The sequence below is a fragment of the Micromonospora sp. GCM10011541 genome, from assembly GCF_042650725.1.
GTDB lineage: Bacteria > Actinomycetota > Actinomycetes > Mycobacteriales > Micromonosporaceae > Micromonospora > Micromonospora sicca.
On sequence record NZ_JBHSBP010000049.1, the window covers coordinates 856,621 to 882,413 of the forward strand.

The 25,793-nt window shown below is 72.9% G+C and carries 22 protein-coding genes, 1 tRNA gene and 1 pseudogene; 9 read left to right on the top strand and 15 right to left on the bottom strand.

The window, feature by feature from the left end:
• Window positions 1–213 precede the first annotated feature (213 nt).
• Entirely contained in the window at window positions 214–972 is a 759-nt protein-coding gene (gene fabG, locus ACFOYX_RS21265; RefSeq protein ID WP_109800491.1) for a 3-oxoacyl-ACP reductase FabG, read from the top strand.
• Here the strand turns inward: fabG and ACFOYX_RS21270 are convergent.
• Together ACFOYX_RS21270 and ACFOYX_RS21275 are read right to left on the bottom strand one after the other, a co-directional pair.
• Window positions 945–1,459 (bottom strand): annotated as a pseudogene (locus tag ACFOYX_RS21270) (hypothetical protein). The gene fabG and the pseudogene ACFOYX_RS21270 sit on opposite strands and share 28 nt — an antisense overlap.
• Window positions 1,452–1,847 (bottom strand): hypothetical protein, encoded by a 396-nt coding sequence (locus ACFOYX_RS21275; RefSeq protein ID WP_375373500.1) that lies wholly within the window; start codon window positions 1,845–1,847, stop codon window positions 1,452–1,454. The pseudogene ACFOYX_RS21270 and the gene ACFOYX_RS21275 overlap by 8 nt, the downstream one beginning before the upstream one ends.
• Window positions 1,848–2,015: 168 nt before the next feature.
• On the opposite strand from ACFOYX_RS21275, the gene ACFOYX_RS21280 reads away from it, so the two are divergent.
• Window positions 2,016–2,915 carry a Gfo/Idh/MocA family oxidoreductase gene (locus tag ACFOYX_RS21280; RefSeq protein WP_322441312.1) on the top strand — a complete coding sequence of 300 codons (900 nt, stop codon included), beginning with the start codon at window positions 2,016–2,018 and terminating at the stop codon, window positions 2,913–2,915.
• A gap of 215 nt (window positions 2,916–3,130) precedes the next feature.
• On the opposite strand, the gene ACFOYX_RS21285 is transcribed toward ACFOYX_RS21280, so the two are convergent.
• Window positions 3,131–3,322 carry a DUF2795 domain-containing protein gene (locus ACFOYX_RS21285; protein WP_109800488.1) on the bottom strand — a complete coding sequence of 64 codons (192 nt, stop codon included), beginning with the start codon at window positions 3,320–3,322 and terminating at the stop codon, window positions 3,131–3,133.
• 104 nt (window positions 3,323–3,426) lie between these two features.
• On the opposite strand from ACFOYX_RS21285, the gene ACFOYX_RS21290 reads away from it, so the two are divergent.
• Window positions 3,427–4,683 carry an erythromycin esterase family protein gene (locus ACFOYX_RS21290; RefSeq protein ID WP_322441313.1) on the top strand — a complete coding sequence of 419 codons (1,257 nt, stop codon included), beginning with the start codon at window positions 3,427–3,429 and terminating at the stop codon, window positions 4,681–4,683.
• A 17-nt stretch (window positions 4,684–4,700) separates the two neighbouring features.
• On the opposite strand, the gene ACFOYX_RS21295 is transcribed toward ACFOYX_RS21290, so the two are convergent.
• The 3 genes from ACFOYX_RS21295 to ACFOYX_RS21305 form a co-directional block, all read right to left on the bottom strand.
• The gene (locus ACFOYX_RS21295; RefSeq protein ID WP_322441314.1) at window positions 4,701–6,881 is read right to left on the bottom strand and encodes an MMPL family transporter; all 2,181 of its coding nucleotides are present in this window, start codon (window positions 6,879–6,881) and stop codon (window positions 4,701–4,703) included.
• Between the two features lie 36 nt (window positions 6,882–6,917).
• Entirely contained in the window at window positions 6,918–7,463 is a 546-nt protein-coding gene (locus tag ACFOYX_RS21300) for a TetR/AcrR family transcriptional regulator (protein ID WP_109800495.1), read from the bottom strand.
• A 155-nt stretch (window positions 7,464–7,618) separates the two neighbouring features.
• On the bottom strand, window positions 7,619–7,993 hold the full coding sequence (locus ACFOYX_RS21305) for a helix-turn-helix domain-containing protein (RefSeq protein ID WP_201749502.1): 375 nt from the start codon (window positions 7,991–7,993) through the stop codon (window positions 7,619–7,621).
• 100 nt (window positions 7,994–8,093) lie between these two features.
• Here ACFOYX_RS21305 and ACFOYX_RS21310 point away from each other — a divergent pair, with 100 nt between their 5' ends.
• Window positions 8,094–9,512 (top strand): MFS transporter, encoded by a 1,419-nt coding sequence (locus ACFOYX_RS21310; RefSeq protein WP_322441315.1) that lies wholly within the window; start codon window positions 8,094–8,096, stop codon window positions 9,510–9,512.
• Window positions 9,513–9,638: 126 nt separating this feature from the next.
• Here ACFOYX_RS21310 and ACFOYX_RS21315 read toward each other — a convergent pair whose 3' ends face one another.
• Entirely contained in the window at window positions 9,639–11,042 is a 1,404-nt protein-coding gene (locus tag ACFOYX_RS21315; RefSeq protein WP_322441334.1) for a PLP-dependent aminotransferase family protein, read from the bottom strand.
• A gap of 53 nt (window positions 11,043–11,095) precedes the next feature.
• Between ACFOYX_RS21315 and ACFOYX_RS21320 the strand changes: the two genes are divergently transcribed.
• The gene (locus ACFOYX_RS21320; RefSeq protein WP_322441316.1) at window positions 11,096–11,857 is read left to right on the top strand and encodes an isocitrate lyase/phosphoenolpyruvate mutase family protein; all 762 of its coding nucleotides are present in this window, start codon (window positions 11,096–11,098) and stop codon (window positions 11,855–11,857) included.
• Between the two features lie 48 nt (window positions 11,858–11,905).
• Window positions 11,906–12,865 carry an ATP-dependent DNA ligase gene (locus ACFOYX_RS21325; RefSeq protein ID WP_322441317.1) on the top strand — a complete coding sequence of 320 codons (960 nt, stop codon included), beginning with the start codon at window positions 11,906–11,908 and terminating at the stop codon, window positions 12,863–12,865.
• A gap of 57 nt (window positions 12,866–12,922) precedes the next feature.
• Here ACFOYX_RS21325 and ACFOYX_RS21330 read toward each other — a convergent pair whose 3' ends face one another.
• The 8 genes from ACFOYX_RS21330 to ACFOYX_RS21365 form a co-directional block, all read right to left on the bottom strand.
• Complete coding sequence (locus ACFOYX_RS21330; protein ID WP_377534264.1) at window positions 12,923–14,194, bottom strand: ROK family protein; 1,272 nt, start codon at window positions 14,192–14,194, stop codon at window positions 12,923–12,925.
• Window positions 14,195–14,290: 96 nt separating this feature from the next.
• A complete protein-coding gene (locus tag ACFOYX_RS21335; protein ID WP_322441318.1) occupies window positions 14,291–15,397 on the bottom strand; it encodes a sugar-binding protein in 1,107 nt (368 codons plus the stop codon).
• Between the two features lie 53 nt (window positions 15,398–15,450).
• Window positions 15,451–16,749 (bottom strand): multiple monosaccharide ABC transporter permease, encoded by a 1,299-nt coding sequence (gene mmsB / locus ACFOYX_RS21340; protein WP_322441319.1) that lies wholly within the window; start codon window positions 16,747–16,749, stop codon window positions 15,451–15,453.
• On the bottom strand, window positions 16,746–18,293 hold the full coding sequence (mmsA, locus tag ACFOYX_RS21345; RefSeq protein WP_322441320.1) for a multiple monosaccharide ABC transporter ATP-binding protein: 1,548 nt from the start codon (window positions 18,291–18,293) through the stop codon (window positions 16,746–16,748). Before mmsA ends, mmsB begins: the two co-directional genes overlap by 4 nt.
• A 393-nt stretch (window positions 18,294–18,686) precedes the next feature.
• A tRNA-Arg gene (locus tag ACFOYX_RS21350) sits at window positions 18,687–18,758 on the bottom strand.
• A 151-nt stretch (window positions 18,759–18,909) separates the two neighbouring features.
• Window positions 18,910–19,605, bottom strand: a complete 696-nt coding sequence (locus ACFOYX_RS21355) for a winged helix-turn-helix domain-containing protein (protein WP_322441321.1) — start codon at window positions 19,603–19,605, stop codon at window positions 18,910–18,912.
• A gap of 186 nt (window positions 19,606–19,791) precedes the next feature.
• Window positions 19,792–20,460 carry a DUF305 domain-containing protein gene (locus ACFOYX_RS21360; RefSeq protein WP_322441322.1) on the bottom strand — a complete coding sequence of 223 codons (669 nt, stop codon included), beginning with the start codon at window positions 20,458–20,460 and terminating at the stop codon, window positions 19,792–19,794.
• Between the two features lie 8 nt (window positions 20,461–20,468).
• Window positions 20,469–21,290: a DUF3105 domain-containing protein gene (locus ACFOYX_RS21365; protein WP_322441324.1), complete on the bottom strand. Its 822-nt coding sequence runs from the start codon at window positions 21,288–21,290 to the stop codon at window positions 20,469–20,471.
• Between the two features lie 98 nt (window positions 21,291–21,388).
• On the opposite strand from ACFOYX_RS21365, the gene argS reads away from it, so the two are divergent.
• From argS to ACFOYX_RS21380, 3 genes are read left to right on the top strand one after another with little or no spacing between them, the layout of a single operon-like run.
• Window positions 21,389–23,056 carry an arginine--tRNA ligase gene (gene argS, locus ACFOYX_RS21370; RefSeq protein ID WP_322441325.1) on the top strand — a complete coding sequence of 556 codons (1,668 nt, stop codon included), beginning with the start codon at window positions 21,389–21,391 and terminating at the stop codon, window positions 23,054–23,056.
• A 6-nt stretch (window positions 23,057–23,062) separates the two neighbouring features.
• On the top strand, window positions 23,063–24,445 hold the full coding sequence (lysA, locus tag ACFOYX_RS21375; RefSeq protein WP_322441326.1) for a diaminopimelate decarboxylase: 1,383 nt from the start codon (window positions 23,063–23,065) through the stop codon (window positions 24,443–24,445).
• Between the two features lie 8 nt (window positions 24,446–24,453).
• A complete protein-coding gene (locus ACFOYX_RS21380) occupies window positions 24,454–25,767 on the top strand; it encodes a homoserine dehydrogenase (protein ID WP_322441336.1) in 1,314 nt (437 codons plus the stop codon).
• Window positions 25,768–25,793 lie beyond the last annotated feature (26 nt).

Sequence of the window (25,793 nt, forward strand, 5' to 3'; positions counted from 1 at the left end):
CTTGTCTCGTCATCTGCTCGGGCCGCTGGCGGTGCCGACAGCGACGTCTCCGGATGCCTGTCCATCGTTGGGGAACAGGGCGGCGGGCATCTGTCGGAGGATCAGGCGAGACGGTACGCCGCCAAGATCGCTCCGTACAGGAGTGCTTCTTACGCCCGCCGGTGGGCGGGGTTAAGCTCCTTCGATCGAGCCACAAGTTACCGGGAGGTAATCATGTCGGAGGAGCCCCGCGTCGCCATCGTCACCGGAGCCGCGCGCGGCATCGGCGCGGCCACCGCCCGCCGGCTGGCCGCCGACGGCATGGCCGTCGCCGTCGTCGACATCGAGGAGTCGGCCACCAAGGAGACAGTGGACGCGATCGTCGCCGCGGGCGGCCGGGCGCTCGGCGTGGGCGCCGACGTGTCGGACCGGGCCCAGGTGGAGGCGGCCGTGGAGCGGGTCGCCGCCGAGCTCGGCCCGCCGACCGTGCTGGTCAACAACGCCGGTGTGCTCCGCGACAACCTGCTGTTCAAGATGACCGACACGGACTGGGACACGGTCATGGGCGTGCACCTGCGCGGCGCGTTCCTGTTCAGCCAGGCCGCCCAGAAGCACATGGTGGAACGGAAGTGGGGCCGGATCGTCAACCTCTCCAGCACCTCGGCGCTGGGCAACCGGGGCCAGGCGAACTACTCGGCCGCCAAGGCCGGGCTGCAGGGCTTCACCAAGACCCTCGCCATCGAGCTGGGCCCGTTCGGGGTGACCGTCAACGCGGTCGCGCCGGGCTTCATCGTCACCGACATGACCGCCGCCACCGCCGCCCGGATGAAGGTGGACTTCGAGGCGTTGCAGCAGCACGCGGCGGCCGAGATCCCGGTCCGCCGGCCCGGCCGGCCGGAGGACGTCGCGCACACCATCTCGTTCCTGGCCAGCGAGGGCGCGTCCTTCGTCTCCGGCCAGGTCATCTACGTGGCCGGCGGCCCCAAGGACTGACCGGTCGCACCGCGTCCCGCCCGACGCCGGGCGGGACGCGTCAGCCGGTGGTGTCGCGGGTGCGCCAGAGCCAGAAAAGGCCGAGGACCGGCAGGACCAGCGGGATGTAGCCGTAGCCGCTGCCGAACCCGGACCAGACCGTCTCGTCGGGGAAGAGCGCCCGGTCGGCCAGGCTGAGGATGCCCACCACGACGACCCCGACCAGCTCCACCGAACAGCAGGCCAGCGCGACCCGGCGGCCGGCGTGCCCGGCCCGGGCCAGCCCGACCGCGGCCACGATGTAGATCACCGCGGCCAGGGCGGAGAGCAGATACGCCACCGGCGCCTCGTCGAACTTGGTGGCGATCTGCAGCCCGGCGCGGGAGGTCGCGGCGATGGCGAAGAGGATGTAGACCGCGATCAGCAGCCGGCCCGGCCCCTTGTTGGTGGCGGGTTGCGGCGCCGGTGGCCGGCCGCCGCCGTCCGGACGTACCCCGACCTCAGCCACCGAGCACCTCCCAGGTCTGTCCGAGCCGGACCACCACGACCGGCGTCACCAGGCAGATCGCGCAGACGATCGCCGAGCCCCAGCGGGTCGGCTCCATCCGGGCCAGCACCCAGGCCAGCGGCGGCAGGCAGACCAGCGTCACCAGGTAGCCGAAGAACGCGCCGGGCTCGCCCGGCCGTTCCCCGCCGCCGAGCGCGACCAGCGCCACCACGGTCAGCGCCAGCAGCGCGACCTCCAGCACGGCCAGGCCCACGAACTGCACGCGGTCCGGCGGCCGGTGGCGCACCGCGGCCAGCAGCGCCCAGAGCGCGAGTACGAGCGACAGCACGATCGTCACCGTCGCGAGGAGCCCGTCCACCGGCGAACCGGCCGTGGCCGCGCTGGTCATCGATGGCATCCCGTCGGAGTCCCATTCACCGGCACAGCCTACTAACCCCCGTAGTACTGCCCACCGGCCGGCTCTCCGTCGGGTCGCCCTGCGTGCGGCACGGCGGACCGACTAGCGTGGATCACGGCCACGGGTCGCCGTGGTGGACGACGGAAGCGGGAGTACCTCGTGCTGCGGTTCGGCTTGTTCGGCACCGGTCACTGGGCGGCGGAGACGCACGCCGCGGCCATCGACGCCCACCCCCGCGCCGAGCTGGTCGGGGTCTGGGGCCGGGACCGGGAGAAGGCCGGCGCGCTGGCCGGACGGCACGGCGTGCCGATCTTCGACGACGTCGACGCGCTGATCGACGCGTGCGACGCGATCGCCGTGGCGCTGCCGCCGGACGTGCAGGCCGACATCGCCGTCCGGGCCGCCTCCGCCGGCCGGCACCTGCTGCTGGACAAGCCGCTGGCGCTCAGCCTCGCCGACGCCGACCGGGTGGTCGCCGCGGCCGAGGCGTCCGGGGTGGCCTCGGTGGTCTTCTTCACCCAGCGGTACCACCCGAACGTCACCGGCTTCCTCGCCTCCACCGCCGCGGCCGGCGGCTGGCAGCACGCCCGGGCCACCATGTTCGCCTCGATCTACCAGCCGGGGAACCCGTACGGGAACTCGCAGTGGCGGCGGGACCGGGGTGCGCTGTGGGACATCGGCCCGCACGCGCTCTCCCTCATCCTGCCGGTGCTCGGCCGGGTCAGCCGGGTGGCCGCGATGGACGGCCCGAGCGGTCTGGTGCACCTGCTGCTCACCCACGACGGCGGGGCGACGAGCACGCTGTCGCTCACCCTGGACGCCCCGCCGGAGGCGATGACCCGCGACTTCGTCTTCTTCGGCGAGAACGGCACGGAGACCGTGCCGCCCGGCGACGGGAGCGTGCTGGCCGCGTTCGGCACGGCGATCGACCAGCTGCTGGAGGAGATCGACGCGGGCACCCGGGACCACCGCTGCGACGTCCGCTTCGGCCGCGAGGTGGTCGCGGTGCTGGACGCCGCCGAGACGGCCCGCAGCGAGGGGCGCACCGTCGAACTCTGACCCCGCCCCGTCGCTCGGCCGCCTCCGGCGCCGGCCGTTGTCCTCTGCTCACCCAGTTGGAGCAGTGGCTCACGCTCTTCCGCCTGCTGCACTGAAAGGGCACCTATCCGGCCGGGCGGCCCGTTCCCCACCGTTTGCACCGACGGGTCCAGTGGCAGTACGACTGGTCGGCCCTTCCCGGCGGGTCAGCGTCACGGTGGGCTGACCCGCCCGTCTCAGGCGAGAGTGCCCAGCGCCTCGCCCAGCTCGGCGGGGGAGTCGAACTGCTCCGCGGGCAGCGCCTTCAGCATCTGCAACACCTCGGTGCTGGCCCCGTTCTCCTGGCCCCAGCGGATCAGGTCCTCGCGGGAGACCGGGTAGTCGAGCCCGGCCAGGTACTCCTGCAACTGCACCCCGGTCACGGTCATGCCGACCGGCTACCCGCTCCGCCCGCCGCCATGCGCCGGCGCCGCACCCGCCGCGCTGCGGCGCGGGACCGGTTTGCCCGCGCGGGTCCCGGGTAGCCGCGGGCATGCTGGTACAGCGGCTCGGCGCGCCGAGCGACTTCGACCCGTTGCTGGAGCGTGTCCGGGACGCCCGGATCGTGATGATCGGCGAGGCGACGCACGGCAGTTACGACTACTACCGGCTGCGGGAACAGTTGACCCGGCGGCTCATCGCCGAGCAGGGCTTCGACTTCGTCGCGGTGGAGGGGGACTGGCCGGACTGCGACCGGGTGCACCGCTCGGTGGTCGGCGCCCCGGGCGGGTCGGCCGACCCGCAGACCGCCCTGGAGCACTTCGAACGCTGGCCCACCTGGATGTGGGCCAACGCGGAGGTGGCCCGCTTCGGCCGCTGGCTGCGGGCCTGGAACCTGGAGCGGCCGGAGGGCGAGCGGGCCGGCTTCCACGGGCTGGACGTGTACAGCCTCTGGGAGTCGATGCAGGCGATCTTCGACTATCTGGGCGAGGAGGACCCGGCCTCGCTGGAGGCGGCGCAGGAGGCGTACCGCTGCTTCGAGCCGTACGGCAAGCGGGTCGAGGAGTACGGCATGGCCAGCCGGTTCGTCTCCGCGCGCTGCGAGGAGGAGGTGGTGCGGCTGCTGGCGCGTACCCGCGAACAGGCCGCCGCGGACGGCCCGGACCGCTTCTCGGCCTGGCAGAACGCGGAGGTGGTGGCGGGCGCGGAGCGCTACTACCGGGCGATGATCGGCGGCGGCCCGGAGTCGTGGAACGTCCGGGACATCCACATGGCCGACACCCTGGACCGGCTGCTCGACTTCTACGGTCCGGACGCCCGGGGGATCGTCTGGGCGCACAACACCCATGTCGGCGACGCCCGGGCCACCGACATGACCGCCGACGGAATGATCAACATCGGTCAGCTCGGCCGGGAACGGCACGGCCGGGACGCGGTGGCGCTGGTCGGGTTCGGCAGCTACCGGGGGAACGTGGTCGCGGCGCCGCGCTGGGGCTCGCCGGCCGAGGTGATGGTGGTGCCGCCGGCCCGGGAGGGCTCGGTCGAGCGGCGGCTGCACGAGCTGATGCCGGAGCGGGCGGTGCTGGTCTTCGGCGGCCCGGACCAGCCCGAGTGGGTCACCGGCCAGGCCGACCACCGGGCGATCGGCGTGGTCTACGACCCGAGCTTCGAGTCCTGGGGCAACTACGTGCCGACCCGGCTGGGCGACCGCTACGACGCCTTCATCTGGTGCGACGAGGCGACCGCGCTGCACCCGCTGCCCGCGCTGACCACCCCCGGCGAGATGGAGACCTACCCGGCCGGGGTCTGACCGGCCGGGCAGGCCGGTCACACCCTGGCGGGTTCGGCGTCGGCGAGGTGGGCGCGGAGACCCTCGCCCTCGACGTCGACGTTGGGGACGATCCGGTCGAGCCAGCGGGGGAGCCACCAGGCCTTCCCGTCGAGCAGGGACATCACCGCCGGGACGATGGTCATCCGGACCACGAAGGCGTCGACGGCGACGCCGATCGCGAGCGCGAAGCCCATCGACTTGATCACCGGGTCGTCGAGGAAGATGAAGCCGCTGAAGACCGAGATCATGATCAGCGCGGCGGCGGTGACCACACGGGCGCCGTGGCCCATCCCGTTGATGGTGGCCTGCTGGGCGGTGTCGCCGTGCACGAAGTCCTCCCGCATCCGGGAGACCAGGAAGACCTCGTAGTCCATGGCCAGGCCGAACAGGATGCCGATGAGCAGGATCGGCAGGAAGCTGATCAGCGGGCCCGGGGTGTCCAGGCCGACCAGGCCGGCCAGGTGCCCCCGCTGGAACACCGCGACGGTGATGCCGAACGTCGCCGCCACGGTGAGCAGGAAGCCCAGCGCCGCCTTGACCGGGACGAGGATCGAGCGGAACACCAGCATCAGCAGCAGGATCGAGAGCCCGACCACCAGCAGCAGGTAGATCGGGAGCGCGTCGGAGAGCTTCTCGGACACGTCGATGCCGATCGCGGTGACACCGGTGAGCAGCACGTCGGCCGTGTCGATGCCGGAGACCTGGTGGCGGATGTCGTGCACCAGCGTCTCGGTGGCCGCGTCGGTCGGGCCGGTCTTCGGGATCACCCCGAGCAACGCGGTCCGCCCGGTGGGGTCGAGCTGCGGCGGGGCCACCGCCAGCACCCCGTCCGTCTTCTGGATCAGCGCGGTCACCTGCGGGACGGCGGCCTGGGTCGCCTGCGGCGAGTCAGCGGTGACCACCACCGCGAGCCGGCCGGTGAAGCCGGGGCCGAAGCCCTCCCGGATCAGGTCGTTGCTGACCCGGGCGGCGGTACCCTCCGGCGCGTTGCCGGCGTCCGGCAGCGCGAGCCGCATGTCCTGGGCGGGCAGCGCGAGCAGCCCGAGGCCGACCAGGCCGACCAGGATGACCGGGATCCGCAGCCGGGTCACCCAGCGCGCCCAGCGGAAGCCGAAGCCGGAGCGGTCCTCCGAACCGGTGGCGGCGGAGTCGACCGCCGCGCGTCCACGGAGCTTGCGGGGGAGCACCCGGCGGCCGGCGAAGCCGAGCAGGGCCGGCGCCAGGGTGATCGCGACCAGCACGGCGACGCTCACCGTGCCGGCAGCGGCCAGACCCATCACGGTCAGGAACGGGATGTCCACCACGGCCAGGCCGGCGAGCGCGATGACCACGGTGGCGCCGGCGAACACCACGGCGGAGCCGGCGGTGCCCACGGCCCGGCCGACCGCCTCCTCCGGGGACAGCCCGTCGAGCAGGTTCTGCCGGTGCCGGGAGGTGATGAAGAGCGAGTAGTCGATGCCGACCGCGAGGCCGAGCATCAGGGCCAGGATCGGCGCGGTGCTGGTCAGCTCGACGGCGCCGCTGAGCGCGAACAGGCCGGCCATGCCGACGCCCACGCCGATCAGCGCGTTCAGCATGGTCATCCCGGCCGCGACCAGCGAGCCGAAGGTGACCACCAGGACGATCGCGGCGACCAGCACGCCGAGCGCCTCGGTGGAGCCGACCTCCGGCTCCGCGTTCAGCACCTCGCCGCCGGGGGCGATCTGCCACCCCTGCGCCTCGGCCTGCGCGCCGACCTTCTCGTACGCGGCCCGCTGCTCGTCGGTCACCTCGTCCGCCCGGCCGGAGAACTGCACCTGGATCAGCGCGTACCGGCCGTCCGGGGAGAGCGCCTTGACCTGGTACGGGTCGGCCGCGCCGACCACCCCGGGCAGGGTGGCCGCCTCCTGGGTGACCTGCCTGACCACCCCTTGCCCCTCGGGGCTCATCAGCTGGCCGGGCTGCGGCGCCTTCACCGCGATGGTGCCGGTGGCTCCGCTGGCCGCCGGGAACCGGTCGGCGAGCAGGTCGATCGCGCGCTGCGATTCGGTGCCGGGCATGGTGAAGTTGCTCGCCGTCGGGCCCTTGAGGGTCGCCGCGGCGACGCCGAGCCCGACGAGTACGACGAGCCAGGCGACGGCGACGAGTCGCCGCCGGCGCAACGAGGCCCGGCCGAGCCGGTACAGCAGGGTCGCCATGAACGTTCCTTGTCCTCGGTCGTGTGCGTACTGGAATCAGGTGGTGGGCTCGAGCGCGCGCAGCGCCACGGCCAGCAGCGCGGGCCGTAGCTCCTCGTCCGGGATGTCGAGGAACTCGCCGCAGGTCTCGGCGATCCCGGCGAGGACCACCAGCGCGGCGATGCGCGCCGCCGGCCGGTCCGAGTGGCCGGCGAACGCGTCGATCAGCCGCTCGGAGACCTGCTGGACGTGCGCGAAGGCGGGCTGCTGGAGCAGGTCGGGGAACTCGCCGCGGAGCAGTGCGATCTCCCGCCGGAAGCGGACTGCCAGGTCGACGAAGCCCTCGGCGGCGACCCGCTGGGCGGCGGCGCCGGTGTGCCCGGCGAGCCGCGCGTCGAGCGCCTCCAGCACCGCGATGGCCGGGGCCATCAGCTCGCGGAGCAGGGCCTCCTTGTTGGCGAAGTGGTAGAGCACCGCGGCCTTGGAGCAACCGACCTCGCGGGCGATGTCCTGCAACGAGGTGCCCTTGTAGCCGGTGACGGCGAACCGCCGCGCCGCCGCGGCGAGGAGCTCGGCATGGGTCTCCGGGGTCGGTCGTGCCATGTGAACCAGCATGCCTGACCGATCGGTCAGCACCTGACCGATCGGTCAGACGGATTGCGTGGCATTCGCCACAGAGCTCACTCGCCCGGGCTTCCGGTCCAGTCGGCCGGCCACTCGCCGGCCAGGTCAGCGGTGCCGCCGGTGAGGGGAGTGACTCAGCCGGTCGGCGTGCCGTGTTCCCGGTCGTACGCGGCCCGGGCCTCGGTGATCGCCGCCCGGTGCCGTTCCGCCCAGGCGGTCAGCGCGACCAGCGACTCGTAGAGCTCCAGCGCCATCGGGGTGGCGGTGTACTCCACCTTCGGCGGCACCGTCGGGTACACCTCCCGGTGCAGCAGGCCGTCGCGCTCCAGGTTGCGCAGGGTCAGCGTGAGCATCCGCCGGCTGATCCCCTCGACCTGCCGTTCCAGCTCGGTGAAGCGGACCGGCCCCTGGCTGGCGGCGACCAGGATGCCGATGCTCCACTTCCCGCCCACCCGGTCCAGCGCCTCGCGGACGGTACAGGCCCGGGCCTGTCCGGCCGTGATGGACACACACCTGTTCCCCTGGGACACCGAAGTGCCTCCTTCCGCTCCGGCTCATGGTCACAGACGATGGCCTCGGTAACAAACCGTGCACCAAGGAGGCACTTCGATGACGGGGACCCATCGCTGGTCGGCGCTGCTGGTGCTCTGCGCCGGCAGCCTGATGATCATCCTGGACGGCAGCGTCGTCGCGGTCGCGCTGCCCGCGATCCAGCGCGACCTCGGCTTCGCCACCTCGGGTCTGGCCTGGGTGGTGAACGCCTACCTCGTCGCCTTCGGCGGCCTGCTGCTGTTCGGCGGGCGACTCGGCGACCTGGCCGGCCGGCGCCGGGTCTTCCTCACCGGGGTCGCGATCTTCACCCTCGCCTCAATGGCCTGCGCGCTGGCGGCCGGACCGGCGACGCTCGTCGTCGCCCGTTTCCTCCAGGGCACCGGCGGGGCACTGGCCACCGCGGTCGGGCTCGGCATGGTCGTCGCGCTCTTCCCCGTCCCGGCCGAACGGGCCCGGGCCATCGCGGTGTTCAGCTTCACCGGCGCGGCCGGCGCCTCGCTCGGTCTGCTGGCCGGCGGGTTCCTCACCGAACTGGCCGGCTGGCGGTCGATCTTCCTGATCAACCTGCCGATCGGGCTGCTGATCGTCGCCGGGGCGCTGCTGCGGGTGCCCGCCGACCGGGGCGTCGGGCTCGCGGCGGGACTGGACCTGACCGGCACCGTGCTGGTCACCGCCGGCCTGATGGCCACGGTGGTCACCGTCGTCGGCACCGGCGAGCAGGGCTGGACCTCGCCCCGGACCCTCGGCACCGCCGGACTGGCCGCCGCCCTGCTCGCGGCCTTCGCGGTCCGGCAGACGGTCGCCGCCGTACCGCTGCTGCCGCCCCGGATCCTGCGGACGCCCGACCTGGTCGCCGCCAACCTGGTGCAGTTCCTGACCGTCGCCGCGTTCTTCGGCTTCCAGTTCCTGCTCGCCCTCGACCTGCAACTGGTGCTCGGGCTCGACCCGGCCGCCACCGGGCTGGCCTTCCTGCCCACCCCGGTGCTGATCGCGGTGGTCTCGCTCGGCCTGGCCGGCCGGTTGATCGCCCGCTTCGGCGGCCGGGCGGTGCTGCTCACCGGACTGGGGCTCGCCGCCGTCGGCTTCCTGCTGCTGGCCCGGCTGCCCGCCGACGGGCACTACCCGACCGAGGTGCTGCCCGCGACGCTGGTCTTCGGGGTGGCCGGCGGCCTGACCCTGCCGGCGGTCACCATGCTCGCCATGGCCGGCGCGGATCCGGCCGACGCCGGGCTCGCCTCGGGGCTGGCCAACACCACCCAGCAGGTCGGCGGCGCGCTCGGGCTGGCCGCGCTGGCCACGCTCGCCGCCCACCGGGCCGCCGGGCTGCGCGGCGCAGGCTGGTCCGAGGTGGCGGCCCTGGCCGGCGGGTACCGCGCCGCGTTCGGCGTGGCCGCCGCCCTGGTCACGGTCGCGCTGCTGGTCGCGGCGACCACCCTGCGCCGGGCGTCCGCGCCGGTGCCCGTCCCGGCCCGCTGACCTCCGGCCTACCGACCGCCACGTTGGACATCCCGGGTCCGGTGAGCGGCCAGGAGCGCCGCCGGGCTCGGGGCCGGCGGCGCTCCCGGCCGGCGCGGAATCCGGACCCGCCCGCGGCCCGTGCGGTCAGGCCGGCGCCGCGGCGGTACCCAGCACCTCGGCCAGCGTCGCCAGCGCCGCCGGGTAGGCGTACGAGGGCGGGGTGGCGTACCCGACGACCAGACCGGGGGGCCGGCCGCCGGGGTGGTGGCGGTGCCCGTCCAGCCCGTCCAGGGCCAGCCCCCGCGCCGCCGCCCGGGCCAGCACCTCCGCCTCGGACGGCCCGTCCGGCGGCAGCGGGACCACGGCGTGCAGTCCGGCGGAGATCCCGCCCGCCAGCCGTCCGCCCAGCCGGTCCAGCAGCAGGTCCCGGCGCTGCCGGTAGTGCCGGCGGACGGTACGCACCTGCCGGTCGTACCCGTGGCTGTCGATCAGGTCGGCGAGGGCGAGCTGCCCGACCACCTCGGTCTGCACGTCCAGGTGGCGCTTGGCCTCCACCACCGGCTCCACCAGCCGGGCGGGCAGCACCAGCCAGGCCAGCCGCAGCGCCGGCCCCAGGGTCTTCGCCGCGGTGCCCACGTAGGCGACCTGCTCCGGCGCGGTGCCCTGGACCGCGCCGACGGGCTGCCGGTCGTAGCGGAACTCGCCGTCGTAGTCGTCCTCGACCACCAGGGCACCGGCGTCCCGGGCCCAGCCGGTCAGCGCGTGCCGGCGGGCCGGGTGCAGCGTCACCCCGCTCGGGTACTGGTGGGCCGGCGTCACCACCGCCGCCGCCACGTCGGCCAGCTCGCCCGCGCCGAGCAGCTCGGCGCGGGCGCCCCGGTCGTCCACCGGCAGCGGCACCACCCGGCCGCCCTGGCGGCGCACCACCTCCCGGTGGAACGGCAGCCCCGGGTCCTCCATCGCCAGCACCGCCCGGCCGGCGTCGCGGAGCACGGTGGTGAGCAGGACGAGGGCCTGGACGTACCCGGCAGTGACCACGATCCGCTCCGGGTCGGCCAGCACCCCGCGGGCCCGGCCCAGGTAGCCGGCGAGCGCCGCGCGCAGCTCGGGCCGGCCGCGCGGGTCGCCGTAGCCGTACGCGGCCGCCGGGGCGGTGGCCAGCGCCCGGCGGGTGGACCGCAGCCAGGCGGCGACCGGGAAGGTGCCCACGTCCGGGCTGCCCGGCCGCAGGTCGTACCGGGGTGGGGCGGTGGCCGGCGCCGGGGCGGGACCCGGTGGGGCGGCCGGCCGCTGCGGGCTCACCTCGGTGCCCGCGCCCACCCGGGCCACCAGCCAGCCCTCGGCGACCAGCTGGTCGTAGGCGGCGCTGACCGTACCCCGGGCGACGCCCAGCTCGGCGGCGAGCGCCCGGGTCGCCGGCAGCCGGGTCGACGGCGGCAGCCGGCCGTCGCGGATCGCGGCGCGCAACGCCCGCTCCAGCCCGGCCCGCCGGCCGCCGGTCGCGTCCAGCTCCAGGTGCAGGTCGACGCCGAAATCGGCCCAGTCCATCGGCACGGGATTGGAGCTTACGGGCGGGCCATCTGCCGGCCGACAATCGGGCCATGACCGACTCCCGCTCCGCGGCCGCCCTGCGCGCCCTGCACCGCCCCGGCGACCCGCTGATCCTGCCGAACGCCTGGGACGCCGGGTCGGCCCGCGCGGTCGCCGCCGCCGGCTTCCCGGCGGTCGCGACCAGCAGCGCGGCCGTCGCCGAATCGCTCGGCCACGCCGACGGCGAGGCCACCCCGGTCGACGAGATGCTCGCCGCGGTGGCCCGGGTGGTCCGGTCCGTCCCGGTCCCGATCACCGCCGACCTGGAGCGCGGGTACGGGCTGCGCCCGGTGGAGCTGGTCGACCGGCTGCTCGCCACCGGGGCGGCCGGGCTCAACCTCGAGGACTCCGACCCGCGTACGGGACAGCTGTGCGACGTGGCCGAACAGGCCGAGCTGCTCGCGGCCGTCCGGGCGGCGGCCGGGCCGGACCTGGTGGTCAACGCCCGGGTGGACGTCTTCCTGCACGCCACCGCCGACCACGCCGCAGGGTTCGATGAGGCGGTCCGCCGGGCCCGGCGCTACCTGGCGGCCGGCGCCGACTGCGTGTACCCGATCGTGCTGGCCGACCCGGAGCTGATCGGGCGGTTCGTGGCGGCGGTCGGCGGCCCGGTCAACGTGCTGCTGCGCGCCGGCACGCCCGGGGTGGCGGAGCTGGCCCGGCTCGGGGTGGCCCGGGTCAGTCTCGGCTCCGGCGTGTACGCCGCTGCCCGGCAGCGGGCCGCCGCGATGCTGACCGCGCTGGCCGCCGGCGGCGACCCGTTCGCCGGTTGATCGCCGCGTCGGGTTGCCACCGACCGGTACGGACGGCAAGGTGGGCGGATGAGCGGGGCGGACGAGACCCGGGACGGGGTCGCACTGACCAACCTGGACCAACCGCTGCTCGCCGGCGGGGACGTCACCAAGCGGGACCTGGTCGACTACCTGGACGCGGTGCGGGACCGGATCCTGCCCGGCCTGCGGGACCGGCCGCTCTCGGTGATCCGGCTGCTGCGCGGGCAGGACCCGTTCATGCAGAAGAACCTGCCGAAGTACACCCCGGAGTGGGTGCGGCGCACCTCGGTCTGGGCGGAGGCGTCGCACCGGCAGGTGTCGTACGCGCTCTGCGACGACCGGCGCACCCTGCTCTGGTTCGCCAACCAGCGGGCGATCGAGTACCACCCGACGCTCGGCACGGCGACCCACCCCGACCGCCCCACCCACCTGGTGCTCGACCTCGACCCGCCGGAGGGAGGCCCGTTCGGCACGGTCGTCCGGGCCGCCGAGCTGGTCCGGCGGGCGCTCGCCGGGGTCGGGCTGACCGGGGCGGTCAAGACCAGCGGCGCCAAGGGTCTGCACGTCTTCGTACCGGTGGTCGGGGAGACCACCGCGGAGGAGGCGGCGGCGGCCACCCGGGCCCTCGCGGTGCACACCGAGCGGCTCGACCCGGCGCTCGCCACCACCGCCTTCATCCGGGAGGACCGGGGCGGCCGGGTGTTCATCGACCCGACCCGGGCCGGCGGGGCGACGGTGGTGGCCGCGTACAGCCCGCGGATCCGGCCCGGCCTGCCGGTCTCCTTCCCGGTGGCCTGGGCCGACCTGCCCGCGGTGACGCCGGCGGACTTCACCGTGCGGACCGTACCGGCGCTGGTCGGCGAGCGGGACCCGTGGGCCGCGGCGATGCCCGCGCCGCAGCGGCTCCCCGCCGACCTGGTCGCCGAGGGCAGGACCATCCCGGTGGCCCGGGTGCAGGCCATGCACGAGGGCCGACGCCGGGCCCGGGCCCGCCGGGAGGGTGGCTGAGGACCGCCACCGTCCGGACCGAACCCGTCGACGACCGACCAGGGCCGCCGCCGAGGGTCAGGCCGGGGCGTCGGCCGGACCGGTGCCCGGCTGGCCGGCGACGCCGGCGTTGAGCGGGTCGGCCAGCAGCTTGTCGAAGGCCAGTTCGGCGGCGCCGATCAGGGGCGCGTCGCGGCCGAGGGCCGCCGCCTCCAACCGCACGTGCTCGCGGGAGGCGGGCAGCGCCATCTCGTCCAGGCGGCGGCGCACCGTGTCCGCGCCGATGGCGTAGACCTCGCGTAGGTAGCCGCCGAACACCACGCTGTCCGGGTTGACCACGTTGACCAGGTTGGCCACGCCGAAGCCGAGCCAGTCGGCGACCTGCTGGACCGCCGCCCGGGCGGTGGGCTCGGCGTCGGCGGCGGCCCGCAGGACCTCGGCGACCGCGGCCCGTTCCGCCGGATCCCGGCCGGCGTGCCGCAGCAGCGCCGCCTCGCCGACTTCGGTCTCCCAGCAGCCGCGCGAGCCGCACCCGCAGGGCAGGCCGTCCCGGTTGACCACCATGTGGCCGACCTTGCCGCTGTGCCCCCGGTGGCCGCGGACCAGCCGGCCGTCGATGATGATGCCGGCGCTGACGCCGAGGTCCCCGTGCAGGTAGACGAAATCGTCGACGCCCGCCGCCACGCCGCGGACGTGTTCGGCGAGGCCGGCGATGTCGGCCATGTCGGCGGCGACGAAGCCCGGGCCGGCGGCGAGCTCGGCCCCGAGCTCGGCCCCGAGCGCCTCGTCGGCGCCGCCGATGCGGATCCGTCCGTCGGGGTCGCGGGTGGTGTCGGCGACGGCGACCGCGCCGCCGACGAAGAGCGCATCCCCGGCGACGGAGCGTTCCATGTCGCGGACCAGGTCGGCCAGCGGGCCGACGGCGTCGAAGGCCGACATGCCGCAGGGGCGGCCGGCCTCGCGCAGGTCGAGAATGCGTCCGCCGAGGCCGATGCGGGCGGCGCGCAGCCGGTCCACCTCGATGCTCAGCGCGTGCGCGTAGACCCGGTCGGACCGCGGGCTGACGACCAGCGAGGGACGCCCGGCGCGGCGGGCGGTGGTCGGTGCCACCTCGGTGACGAGACCGGTGGCGGCAAGGTCGGCCGCGAGCGCGCCGATGGTGCTGCGGTTGAGGCCGAGCCGGGCGGTCAGCTCGGCCCGGGAGGTCGGACCGTGCACGTGGACGTGGCGCAGCACGGCGCCGAGGTTCTGCCGGCGGATCTCCTCCTGGCTGGCGGAGGGCGACGACGGCACGGGGAACGCCGGATTGCGGCCCGGCCGGGGGACACCGGAACGTAGGGGTGTCGCCACGGTCGGGCCTCCTTTCGGTTGTCGGGCGCCATGACGACGAAGGGTCCCGGAAGGAGGATTCCGGGACCCGACGTCGTTGCTGACTACCTGTGGTGCTTACTTGGTGAGCGGCGCGAGCTTCGGGTCGTTCGCGTACGCCTCGGCCGCGTTGGCCTTGGTGACCGCCACCGGCGGGAGCAGGTAGGTGTCCACGACCTTGCTGCCGTTGTTGTAGGACTTGGTGTCGTTCACCTCGGGGGTGTTACCGGCCTGCAGGGCCTTCACCATGGCGATGGTCTGCTTGACCAGGTTCCGGGTGTCCTTGTTGATCGTCATGTACTGCTCGCCAGCCATGATCGACTTGACCGACTCGACCTCGGAGTCCTGGCCGGTGACGACCGGGACCGGCTTGCCGGCACCCTTGATCGAGGTGATGATCGCGCGGGCCAGCGTGTCGTTCGGGGAGAGGACGCCGTCCAGCTCCTTGCTGCCGTAGGTCGAGGTCAGCAGCTGGTCCATGCGGGCCTGCGCACCCTCGGCCTTCCAGCCCTGGATGGCGGTCTGCTTGACGTCGGTCTGCTTCGAGGCGACGACCACGTTGCCCTTGTCGATCTCCGGCTTGAGCACGCTCATCGCGCCGTTGAAGAAGACACCGGCGTTGTTGTCGTCCGGCGAGCCGGAGAAGAGCTCGATGTTGTACGGGCCGTTCGGCTTCTTGGCCTTCATGCCGTCCAGCAGGGCCTGGCCCTGGAGCTGGCCGACCTTGAAGTTGTCGAACGCGACGTAGTAGTCGAGGTCCGGCGTGTTGGTGATCAGCCGGTCGTACGCGATGACCTTCGCGCCGGCCGCGTGCGCCGCGGCGACCTGGGTCGACAGCTGCGCGGCGTCGGTCGCGCCGATGACGATGACCTTGGCGCCCTTGGTCACCATGGCGGTGATCTGCGCCTGCTGGTCGGCGACGGTGGTGGACGCGCCGGCGTACTGGACGTCGCTCTTGAAACCGGCCTCCTTGAGGCCGTTGGTGAACAGGTCACCGGCGAGGACCCAGTTCTCCGAGGTCTTCGACGGCAGGGCGACGCCGATCAGGGAGTCGGCCGCGAAGCCCTTGGTGTCACCCTTCGAGCCGCCGGAGTCTCCGTCGCGGCCGGAGCCGCAGGCGGTCGCGGTGAGAGCGAGCGCCGCGATGGCACCGATGGCCACCGACTTGCCAATGAGATTACGCATGACTGGGTAGAACCCTTCTGGAGAGGTGATACGGGGGAGTGGTCTGGTGACCGTCAGCCGGACACCGCCGTCCGGGCGGGCTCGCGCTCCGCGTCGGACGATGACGTGGGTGGGGTGGGTGTGTCACGACGGAACGAGCGCGTGATGCTCCCGATGACCGAGAAGCGTCCCTGGCTCTTGTTGTAGACGTCGATCGCGACGGCCAGCAGCAGGACCAGGCCCTTGATGATCTGGACCCGGTCGGTCCCGACGCCGAGGAGCTGGAGGCCGTTGTTGAGCACGGCCATGACCAGACCACCGACGATCGAGCCGCTGATGGTGCCGATACCGCCGGAGACGGCCGCGCCACCGATGAAGACCGCGGCGATCGCGTCCAGCTCCCAGCCGTTGCCGTCCTGCGGGCCGGAGGCCGCCGAACGGGCCACGAAGATCATGCCGGCCAGTGCGGCCAGGACGGCCATGTTCATCATGACGAAGAAGTTGACCCGCTTGAGCTTCACACCGGAGAGCTCCGCGGCCCGGGAGTTGCCACCGACGGCGTAGATGTGCCGGCCGCCGGCGGTGTTCCGGGTGTAGAAGGAGTAGATCAGGATCAGCGCCACCAGGATGATGCCGGAGACCGGGAAGCTGGTGCCGACCCGGCCGCTGGCGAAGCGCAGCGAGGCGAAGACGATCACACCGACCATGACGGCCATCCGCAGCAGCGAGATCCACATCGGGGCCGGGTCGGCGTTCATGTCCCGGCGGGTCTTGCGCGCCTGGAACTCCCGCCACACCACGGCCACGCACGCGGCGAGGCCGAGCAGCAGGGTCAGGTTGTTGTAGCCGGTGTTCGGCCCGACCTCGGGCAGGAACCCGGAGCCGATCAGCCGGAAGCCCTCGGGCACCGGGATGGTGTTCGCGTTGCCGATGAACTGGTTGCCGCCGCGGAAGAGCAGCATGCCCGCCAGGGTGACGATGAACGCGGGCACCCCGATGTAGGCCACCCAGAAGCCCTGCCAGGCGCCGATCGCCGCGCCGATCGCGAGGCCGAACAGGATGGCGACGGGCCAGGGCAGCGACCACTCCGCCATCGACTTGGCCACCAGGATGCCGGTGAAGGCGGCGATCGAGCCGACCGAGAGGTCGATGTGCCCGGCGACGATCACCATCAGCATGCCGATGGCCAGGATGAGGATGTACGAGTTCTGGTTGAACAGCGCGATCAGGTTGTCCGATCGCAGGGTCAGGCCGTCGGTCAGGATCTGGAACAGGACGACGATCGCCACCAGGGTGAAGATCATCCCGAACTGACGGGCGTTGGACGTGGTGCCTCCGAAGAGGTTCTTCTGCAGGTCCTTCAGTCGGCTCATCGTGTCTGCAACTTCTTCGTCGAGGTCATCTGCTTCATGAGGGTTTCCGGGTCCGCGTCCTGCCGGGCGATCTCGCCGGTGATGGTGCCTTCGAACACGGTGTAGATGCGGTCGCAGAGCCCGATCAGCTCGGGCAACTCCGAGGAGATGACGACGACGCCCTTCCCCTGGTCGGCGAGCCGCTGGATGATGCCGTAGATCTCGTACTTGGCGCCCACGTCGATGCCGCGGGTCGGCTCGTCGAGGATCAGCAGGTCCGGGTCCGTGAACATCCACTTCGCCAGCACGACCTTCTGCTGGTTGCCGCCCGAGAGCTTGGAGACGCTCTCGTCGACCGTCGGGGCCTTGGTCCGCAGTTCCCTGCGGTACGCCTCGGCCGCCTTGTACTCCGCCACCTCGTCGAGGACGCCGTGGTGCGAGATCTTCGACAGCTTGGCGGCCACCGTGGACGCCTTGATGTCGTCGAGCAGGTTCAGGCCGATCGCCTTGCGGTCCTCGCTGACGTACGCGAGCCCGTTGGCGATCGCGTCCGCCACCGACTTCAGCACGATCTCCTTGCCGTCCTTGATGATCGTGCCCGACTCGTACACCCCGTACGAGCGGCCGAAGACGCTCATCGCCAGCTCGGTGCGGCCCGCGCCCATCAGCCCGGCGAAGCCCACGATCTCGCCGCGGCGGACGACGAAGCTCTCGTGCTTGCAGACCTGCCGCTCGGCGGAGATCGGGTGCCGGACGTTCCAGTCGCGGACCTCGAAGAAGACCTCGCCGATCTTCGGGGTGTGGTCCGGGAACCGGCTGCTCAGCTCGCGACCGACCATGCCCCGCACGATCCGGTCCTCGTCGGCGCCGTCGACCTTGACGTCCAGCGTCTCCACCGTCCGGCCGTCGCGCAGGATGGTGATCTGGTCGGCGATGGCCTCGATCTCGTTCAGCTTGTGCGAGATCATGATCGAGGTGATGCCGCGGGACCGGAAGCCCCGCAGCAGGTCCAGCAGGTGCCGGGAGTCGGCCTCGTTCAGCGCCGCGGTCGGCTCGTCCAGGATGAGCAGCTTGACGTCCTTGGCGAACGCCTTGGCGATCTCCACCAGCTGCTGCTTGCCGACCCCGATGTCCTTGATCAGGGTGTCCGGGTCCTCCTGCAGACCGACCCGGGCCATCAGGTCCAGCGCCATCCGGTTCGCGGACTTCCAGTCGATCGCCCCCCGCTTGCGGGGTTCGTTGCCGAGGAAGATGTTCTCGGCGATCGACATGTCCGGGATGAGCGCGAGCTCCTGGTGGATGATCACGATCCCGGCGTGCTCGCTGGAGCGGATGTCCGAGAACCGGGTCTCCGCACCCTGGTAGACGATCTGACCGTCGTACGTGCCGTACGGGTAGACCCCGCTGAGGACCTTCATCAGCGTGGACTTGCCGGCACCGTTTTCACCGCAGATGGCGTGGATCTCGCCGGCGCGCACCACCAGGTTGACGTCGGAGAGGGCCTTGACTCCGGGGAACTCCTTGGTGATGGAACGCATCTCCAAGAGGATGGGCACGTCGCTCATCGCTCGTACCACCTCGCCAACGTCATGGATGCCTCCGGGGGGATGGCCTTCGCTGTTTTTGTTGCCGACGGCAACGTATTCCGACCCGAAGGCGATTCGCAAGGGCTGGGAGGCCTGCGCGGGTAACAATCCCGCAATATGGCGGTGCTCTGCGTCACCATGCCGTCACGCTGCCCTCAGCAGCCACTAACGCATCCCACGCCCCGTCCGCGGGGCCCGATCGCGCGGGGTCGCCGGCTGTGACCTGGGGATCTCCCGGGGCGGCCGGGGCACCTCGACGCGGCGTTACCGGTGGGTGGTCGGAGCCGGAAGGGCCGTCCGGCGGCCGGGCAGGACCTGCCACACGGAAAACGCCCCGGCGTGCGCCGGGGCGTTTCTCGTTGGTTTTTGTTGTGCCCCCGGCAGGATTCGAACCTGCGCCCCCGCCTCCGGAGGGCGGTGCTCTATCCCCTGAGCTACGGGGGCTCAGCGACCCGAGAAGAGTAGCAAACCCCCTCCGGGATCGCCCAATCGGTATCCGGCGGCCCGCGACGTGTCGCTACCGCCGGTCGGACGGGGCCGCTCGCGGGCGCGACGGTCCGCGGCCGATCGTGCGCCCCCGCCAGTCGGCAACCGGTCAGGCGGCGACCACTGCGCGGCCGCAGCTGGGCAGCGGGTGCAGGACGATGCGCCGGGGCAGTCGGCGCGGCCACTCGTTCTTCGGCCAGGAGCCGTCCACGATCAGGTGCACCGTCCGCTCCTCGGCGCCGCTGAGTCGCAGCACGAAGTCGCGGGGGAGCGGCGGGTCGACCGTGGGCGTGGTGATCATGAAGCGCACCCGGCCCCGGGAGGAGACCGCGGAGACCACGTCCGCCGCCGGCATGGTGCCGCGCAGCCGTACCCGGCCGATCCAGTAGACCTCGGCGAGGTGCTCCTGGGCGGCCCGGATGATCGCCGGGTACTCGCCGCGTACCCACCGCTCGACCGCGCCGACACAGAGCCCGCAGGCGCGCTCCCGGGGCTCCCGCGGACCCAACCCCCAGGCCCGCAGGTACGCCCCGACCGTGCCGGCGTCCATCGTCAGGTCGAACCGGCGCTGGATGAGGGCGGTCAGGCTCTGTCGCGTCCAGAGCTCCTCGTCCAGGCCGAACTCGTCGGGGTGGACGCCCCGCAGCGCGTCGATCAGTTCGAGTTCCTGTTCGCGGCTGAGCGTTCCCGACTCGCCCTGCCGCAGTCCGCGACGGACGGCTGCCACCGCCCCGTCACCGCCGATGGTGTGGCGCCGGCACCAACTGGTGACCGAGCGCCCTGCGTCTCTGAGTGCAACCCCCACGTCTTGGGCAACGAGCCCGAATCGCAACTGGTCACGATATGTGGGGAGAAAAGTCTCCAAGCAACGTAATCGGTCGGATAGCTCAAACCGTTATAAAGCGGCATAACGGGCAGGTGCCCGCCGGAGACGCCGAGGGGCCCGCGTCGCGGACGACGCGGGCCCCTCGGTGCGGGACGGTACGACGGATCAGCCGCCCAGGCGCTTGAGCGCCGCCTGAAGGTTGGTGAGGTCCGTCTGCTGGGTGTTCTTCATGGTCTGCGCGACCGTCAGCACGTCGTCGTCGTGCCCCTCGTCGAGGATGCCCTGGATCATGTGGATCCCGCCGAGATGGTGCCGGATCATCAGCTGGAGGAAGAGCACGTCGAACTGGCGCCCCCGCGACCCGCTCAGCGTGGTGAGCTCCGCCGGGGTGGCCATGCCGGGCATCAACCCGTCCTTCACCAGCCCGGCGCCGTCCGGCATCCAGGCCATCGCCGGCTGGTCCCCGGTCGGGTCCAGCTTCCACAGCCGCAGCCAGGTCTGCATGGTGCCGATCTCGCCCTGCTGGCCGGTGGCGATGTCGCCCCCGATCTGGCGTACCTCGGGGTCCTCGCCCTGCTGGAAGGCCATCAGCCCGAGCTGCACCGCCTGGGCGTGGTGGGTGCTCATGTCCCGGGCGAAGCCCGCCTCGGCCGAGCTGTCACCCGGTCGGGTGACCGTCGGGGTGAGCAGGCCGCCCGCGTACCCGAGGAGCAGCCCGACCACGACGGCAGCGGCCAGGGCCAGCGTGCCGAACCGGCGCGTGGCCCCCCGGCCGCCGTCGGCGGCGACCGAGGCCTCGTCGGGCGCGCTGTCCGTCGTGACGGGTGCGGTCATCGGCATCCTTACTGGGTGGGCTGCTCAGGCATCTGCTGGCCCAGGTCACGCGGCGTGGTGCCGGTCGCGGTGACGCCCTGGGCGCAGTTGGCGTTCGGGCCCTCGATGGAGGCGTTGACCCGCAGCGTCTTGATGAACTCGTCGATCCGGCCGTCGTCGGCGTTGTCGACCTTGAGCTGGAAGCCCCAGGCCTGGAGCGAGATCGGCTTGTCCAGCCCGTCGAACGGGCTGAGCATCAGCTTGTCCTTGCCCTGCACCTTGGCCTTGAGCTTGGCCACCTGGTCGGCCGGCAGGTCCGGCCGGTAGGTGATCCAGACCGTGCCGTGCTCCAGGCTGTGCACCGCGTGCTCGTTGGCGATCGGGGCGTCGTAGACGTCGCCCATGCAGTTCTGCCAGGACGGGTTGTGCGGGCCGGCGACCGGCGGGAGGACGTCGTACTTGATCGCGCCCTGCTGGTGCTTGCCGCCCTCGACCAGCGCCTTGTCCTTCTTGCGGAAGTCGACGACGCCATTGATCGCATCGGCCCGCTCCTGCCACGGCTGCGAACCGCGGTAGGCCGCGAAGGCGCCGTAGCCGATGATGGCGGCCGCCAGCACGCCGACGGCGACGAAGAGCGCGATCGGACCCCACGCGCGGCCCTGGCTCACCTTGACCGGCGCGATCGGCTTGCGGCCCTTGCCGCCGGCGGTCTGCCGCGGCGTGCCCTTGCCGGCGCCGGCCTTGCCACCGGACGGCTTGTCGGCAGCGGCCGGCCGGCCGGCGGCCGGCTTCTTGCCGGTGCTGACCACGGTCGGGCGGCGTTCCGGGCCGCCCGGGGTGCTGATGCTCATCGTGCCTCGTCAGGTCGGTCGGTCAGGGAGCTGGCGGGCGCGTTCACATGCTGGGTCGCCGCCGCGGTGCCCGAGTCTACCCCCGATAACATGGTTCGGTGACTCCCGCAGAACTCGCCGAGGTCGTCCTCTCCGCAGCCCACGCCGTCTTCGTCGACCGGGGGCTGGATCCGTCCGCGCTGCCCGCGCAGACCGTCGTCGAGCGACCCCGTAACCCCGAGCACGGCGACTACGCCTCGACGCTGGCGCTGCAGCTCAGCAAGAAGGTCGGCGTACCCCCGCGGGAGCTGGCCGCCGCCCTGGCCGAGCGGCTGGGCCGGGCGCCCGGGATCAAGTCGGTGGAGATCGCCGGCCCGGGCTTCCTGAACATCCGGCTCGACGCGGCCGCCGCCGGGCAGCTCGCCAAGATGATCGTCGAGTCGGGCCCGGAGTACGGCCGCAGCGACACCCTCGCCGGCCAGAAGATCAACCTGGAGTTCGTCTCGGCGAACCCGACCGGCCCGGTGCACATCGGCGGGGTCCGCTGGGCGGCCGTCGGCGACGCGCTGAGCCGGCTGCTCCGTGCCACCGGGGCGGACGTCGGCACCGAGTACTACTTCAACGACGCCGGCTCCCAGATCGACCGGTTCGCCCGGTCGCTGCTCGCCGCCGCCAAGGGCGAGCCGGCCCCGGAGGACGGCTACGGCGGGGCGTACCTCGCGGAGATCGCCGCCGAGGTGGTCAAGCGCCGGCCGGACGTGCTGGAGCTGGACGACGCCGCCGCCCAGGAGGTGTTCCGGGCCGAGGGCGTCGCGCTGATGTTCGAGGAGATCAAGTCCTCGCTGCGCGACTTCGGCGTCGAGTTCGACACCTACTTCAACGAGAAGGACCTGCACGACCGGGGCGAGCTGGACCAGGCGCTGGCCCGGCTGCGCGAGCAGGGGCACGTCTTCGAGGCCGAAGGCGCCACCTGGCTGCGCACCACCGACTTCGGCGACGACAAGGACCGGGTGCTGCGCAAGTCCAACGGCGAGTGGACGTACTTCGCCGCCGACTGCGCGTACTACCTGGACAAGCGCGAGCGCGGGTTCGAGCGCGTGGTGATCATGCTGGGCGCCGACCACCACGGCTACCTCGGCCGGATGAAGGCGATGGCCGCCTGCTTCGGCGACGACCCGGAGCGCAATCTGGAGATCCTCATCGGCCAGCTGGTCAACCTGGTCCGTGACGGCGCCCCGGTGCGGATGAGCAAGCGGGCCGGCACCGTGGTCACCCTGGAGGACCTGGTCGACGCGATCGGCGTGGACGCCGCCCGGTACGCGCTCGCCCGCTACTCGGCCGACTCGCCCATCGACATCGACGTGGAGCTGTGGACCCGGGCCAAGAACGACAACCCGGTCTACTACGTCCAGTACGTGGGCGCGCGGACGGCCGGCGTCGCGCGGCAGGCCGCCGAGGTGGGGCTGACCCGGGGCGCGCCGGAGGACTTCCGCCCGGAGCTGCTCGCCCACGAGAAGGAGCACGAGCTGCTCAAAGCACTAGCCGGGTTCCCGGCCGTGGTGGCCACCGCCGCCGAGCTGCGCCAGCCGCACCGGCTTGCGCACTACCTGGAGCGGGACGTGGCGCCGGCGTTCCACCGGTTCTACGACCAGTGCCGGGTGACCCCGCAGGGCGACGAGGAGATCACCGACACCCACCGGGCCCGGCTCTGGCTGAACGACGCCACCCGGGTGGTCATCGCCAACGGCCTGCGCCTGCTCGGCGTCTCCGCCCCGGAGAGGATGTAACTCCCGATGCGCGCTCACGAGGCCGGTGCCCTGCACGGTGACATCGGCAGCCGCCCGCCCTGGCTGCGTCCGCCGGGCGACGTCAACGCCCTGGTGCCGCAGCTCTGGCCGCGCAACGTGACCCGGGCCGCCGACGGCGCGCTCGCCGTCGCGGGGCTCAGTGTCCGCGACCTCGCCGCGGAGTACGGCACCCCGGTGTACGTCCTCGACGAGGACGACCTGCGGTCGCGCTGCCGGGAGTTCCGGGCCGCCTTCCCGGACGAGGACGTCTACTACGCCGGCAAGGCCTTTCTCTGCCGGGCGGTGGTCCGGATGATCGCCGAGGAGGGCATGTTCCTCGACGTCTGCACCGGTGGCGAGCTGGCCACCGCGCTGTCGGCGGGGATGCCGCCGGAGCGGATCGGCTTCCACGGCAACAACAAGTCCGTGGCCGAGCTGAGCCGGGCCCTGGACGCCGGGGTGGGCCGGATCATCCTCGACTCGTTCACCGAGATCGACCGGCTCACCGCGCTGGCCCGCGAGCGCGGCGTACGCCCCCAGGTGCTGATCCGGGTGACGGTCGGCGTGGAGGCGCACACCCACGAGTTCATCGCCACCGCGCACGAGGACCAGAAGTTCGGTTTCTCGCTGGCCGGCGGGGCGGCCGCGGCGGCGGCCTTCAAGGTCATCGACGAGGACGTGCTGGAGCTGCGCGGGCTGCACTCGCACATCGGGTCGCAGATCTTCGACGCCAGCGGCTTCGAGGTCTCCGCCCGCCGGGTGCTCGGCCTCCAGGCGCAGATCCGCGACGCCCGCGGCGTGGAGCTGCCCGAGCTGGACCTGGGCGGCGGCTTCGGCATCGCGTACACCACCCAGGACGACCCGGCCGCGCCGCACGACCTGGCCAAGCGGCTCCGCAAGATCGTCGACGGGGAGTGCGCGGCCGAGAAGCTCGCCGTGCCGCACCTCTCCATCGAGCCCGGCCGGGCCATCGTCGGGCCCGCCGTCTTCACCCTCTACGAGGTCGGCACGGTCAAGGACGTCGACGGGATCCGGACGTACGTGAGCGTGGACGGCGGGATGAGCGACAACATCCGCACCGCGCTCTACGACGCGTCGTACTCGGCGACGGTGGCCAACCGGGCGTCGTCGGCCGAGCCGCTGCTCGCCCGCGTGGTGGGAAAGCACTGTGAGTCCGGGGACATCGTGGTGAAGGATGAATTCCTGCCCGCCGACGTGCAGCCCGGAGATCTTGTCGCGGTGCCCGGCACCGGGGCCTACTGCCGGAGCATGGCCAGCAACTACAACCATGTCCCGCGGCCCCCGGTCGTGGCCGTCCGCGACGGTCGGGCCCGTCTGATCGTTCGACGGGAGACCGAAGAAGACCTGCTCGCATTGGATGTCGGATGACCTCACCTGTGCGCCTGGCGCTGCTCGGCTGCGGCACCGTCGGCAGCGACGTGGTGCGGCTGCTGCACGAGCAGTCGGCCGACCTCGCCGCCCGGATCGGCGCCCCGCTGGAGATCGCCGGGATCGCCGTCCGCCGGCTCGGCCGGGACCGCGGCGACCTGCCCGTCGACCCCGCCCTGTTCACCACCGACCCGCTCGGCCTGATCAAGCGGGACGACGTCGACATCGTGGTGGAGGTCGTCGGCGGCATCGAGCCGGCCCGCGGTTGGCTGGTCGAGGCGCTGCGCGCCGGCAAGAGCGTGGTCACCGCCAACAAGGCGCTGCTCGCCGAGGACGGCGCGACGCTGCACGACGCGGCCGCCGAGGGCGGGGCCGACCTCTACTACGAGGCGTCCGTCGCCGGGGCGATCCCGCTGCTGCGCCCGCTGCGCGAGTCGCTGCACGGGGACCGGATCAACCGGGTCACCGGCATCGTCAACGGCACCACCAACTTCATCCTCTCCGCGATGGACGCCACCGGCGCCGGCTTCGCGGAGGCCCTCGAAGAGGCCACCGAGCTGGGGTACGCCGAGGCGGACCCGACGGCCGACGTGGAGGGCTTCGACGCCGCCGCCAAGGCCGCCATCCTCGCCTCGCTGGCCTTCCACACCCGGGTCACCGCCGCCGACGTGCACCGGGAGGGCATCACCGAGGTGACCGCCGCGGACGTGGCCAGCGCGAAGGCGATGGGGTGCACCATCAAGCTGCTCTGCATCGCCGCCCGCAACACCGACGCGGCGGGCCGGGAGACGGTCGGCGTGCGGGTGCACCCGGCGATGCTCCCGTTGACCCACCCGCTGGCGAGCGTCGGCGACGCGTTCAACGCGGTCTTCGTCGAGGCCGAGGCGGCCGGGCAGCTGATGTTCTACGGCCGCGGCGCGGGCGGCGCGCCGACCGCCAGCGCCGTCCTCGGCGACGTGGTGGCGGTGGCCCGCAACCGGCTCGCCGGGGTGCACGCGGCCAGCGAGTCCGCGTACGCCGACCTGGCGGTGCGGCCGATGGGCGAGGCGCTGACCCGCTACCACATCAGCCTCGACGTGGCGGACCGGCCGGGTGTGCTGGAGGCGGTGGCCGGGGTGTTCGCCCGGCACGAGGTCTCCATCGCCACCGTGCGGCAGGGCCCGGCGGGTGGCGGCCCGGCCGGCCGGGGCTCCGACGCCGAACTGGTCATCGTCACCCACGTGGCGCCGGACGCCGCGCTCGCGGCCACCGTCCGCGCGCTGCGCGGGCTGAAGATCGTCCGGTCGGTGACGAGCGTGCTGCGGGTCGAGGGCGGGCTGTAGGCGGTGTCCCGTCAGGTGGTTAATGC

Excerpts from the sequence above, each read along its gene's own strand:
- fabG (WP_109800491.1), top strand. The coding sequence starts at position 214 with ATGTCGGAGGAGCCCCGCGTCGCCATCGTCACCGGAGCCGCGCGCGGC.
- mmsB (WP_322441319.1), bottom strand. The coding sequence starts at position 16,749 with ATGAGCCGACTGAAGGACCTGCAGAAGAACCTCTTCGGAGGCACCACG.
- ACFOYX_RS21365 (WP_322441324.1), bottom strand. The coding sequence starts at position 21,290 with ATGAGCATCAGCACCCCGGGCGGCCCGGAACGCCGCCCGACCGTGGTC.
- ACFOYX_RS21275 (WP_375373500.1), bottom strand. The coding sequence starts at position 1,847 with ATGACCAGCGCGGCCACGGCCGGTTCGCCGGTGGACGGGCTCCTCGCG.
- ACFOYX_RS21285 (WP_109800488.1), bottom strand. The coding sequence starts at position 3,322 with ATGACCGTGACCGGGGTGCAGTTGCAGGAGTACCTGGCCGGGCTCGAC.
- ACFOYX_RS21290 (WP_322441313.1), top strand. The coding sequence starts at position 3,427 with ATGCTGGTACAGCGGCTCGGCGCGCCGAGCGACTTCGACCCGTTGCTG.
- ACFOYX_RS21295 (WP_322441314.1), bottom strand. The coding sequence starts at position 6,881 with ATGGCGACCCTGCTGTACCGGCTCGGCCGGGCCTCGTTGCGCCGGCGG.
- ACFOYX_RS21325 (WP_322441317.1), top strand. The coding sequence starts at position 11,906 with ATGAGCGGGGCGGACGAGACCCGGGACGGGGTCGCACTGACCAACCTG.
- ACFOYX_RS21315 (WP_322441334.1), bottom strand. The coding sequence starts at position 11,042 with ATGGACTGGGCCGATTTCGGCGTCGACCTGCACCTGGAGCTGGACGCG.
- mmsA (WP_322441320.1), bottom strand. The coding sequence starts at position 18,293 with ATGAGCGACGTGCCCATCCTCTTGGAGATGCGTTCCATCACCAAGGAG.
- ACFOYX_RS21310 (WP_322441315.1), top strand. The coding sequence starts at position 8,094 with ATGACGGGGACCCATCGCTGGTCGGCGCTGCTGGTGCTCTGCGCCGGC.
- ACFOYX_RS21320 (WP_322441316.1), top strand. The coding sequence starts at position 11,096 with ATGACCGACTCCCGCTCCGCGGCCGCCCTGCGCGCCCTGCACCGCCCC.
- ACFOYX_RS21360 (WP_322441322.1), bottom strand. The coding sequence starts at position 20,460 with ATGACCGCACCCGTCACGACGGACAGCGCGCCCGACGAGGCCTCGGTC.
- ACFOYX_RS21335 (WP_322441318.1), bottom strand. The coding sequence starts at position 15,397 with ATGCGTAATCTCATTGGCAAGTCGGTGGCCATCGGTGCCATCGCGGCG.
- ACFOYX_RS21300 (WP_109800495.1), bottom strand. The coding sequence starts at position 7,463 with ATGGCACGACCGACCCCGGAGACCCATGCCGAGCTCCTCGCCGCGGCG.
- lysA (WP_322441326.1), top strand. The coding sequence starts at position 23,063 with ATGCGCGCTCACGAGGCCGGTGCCCTGCACGGTGACATCGGCAGCCGC.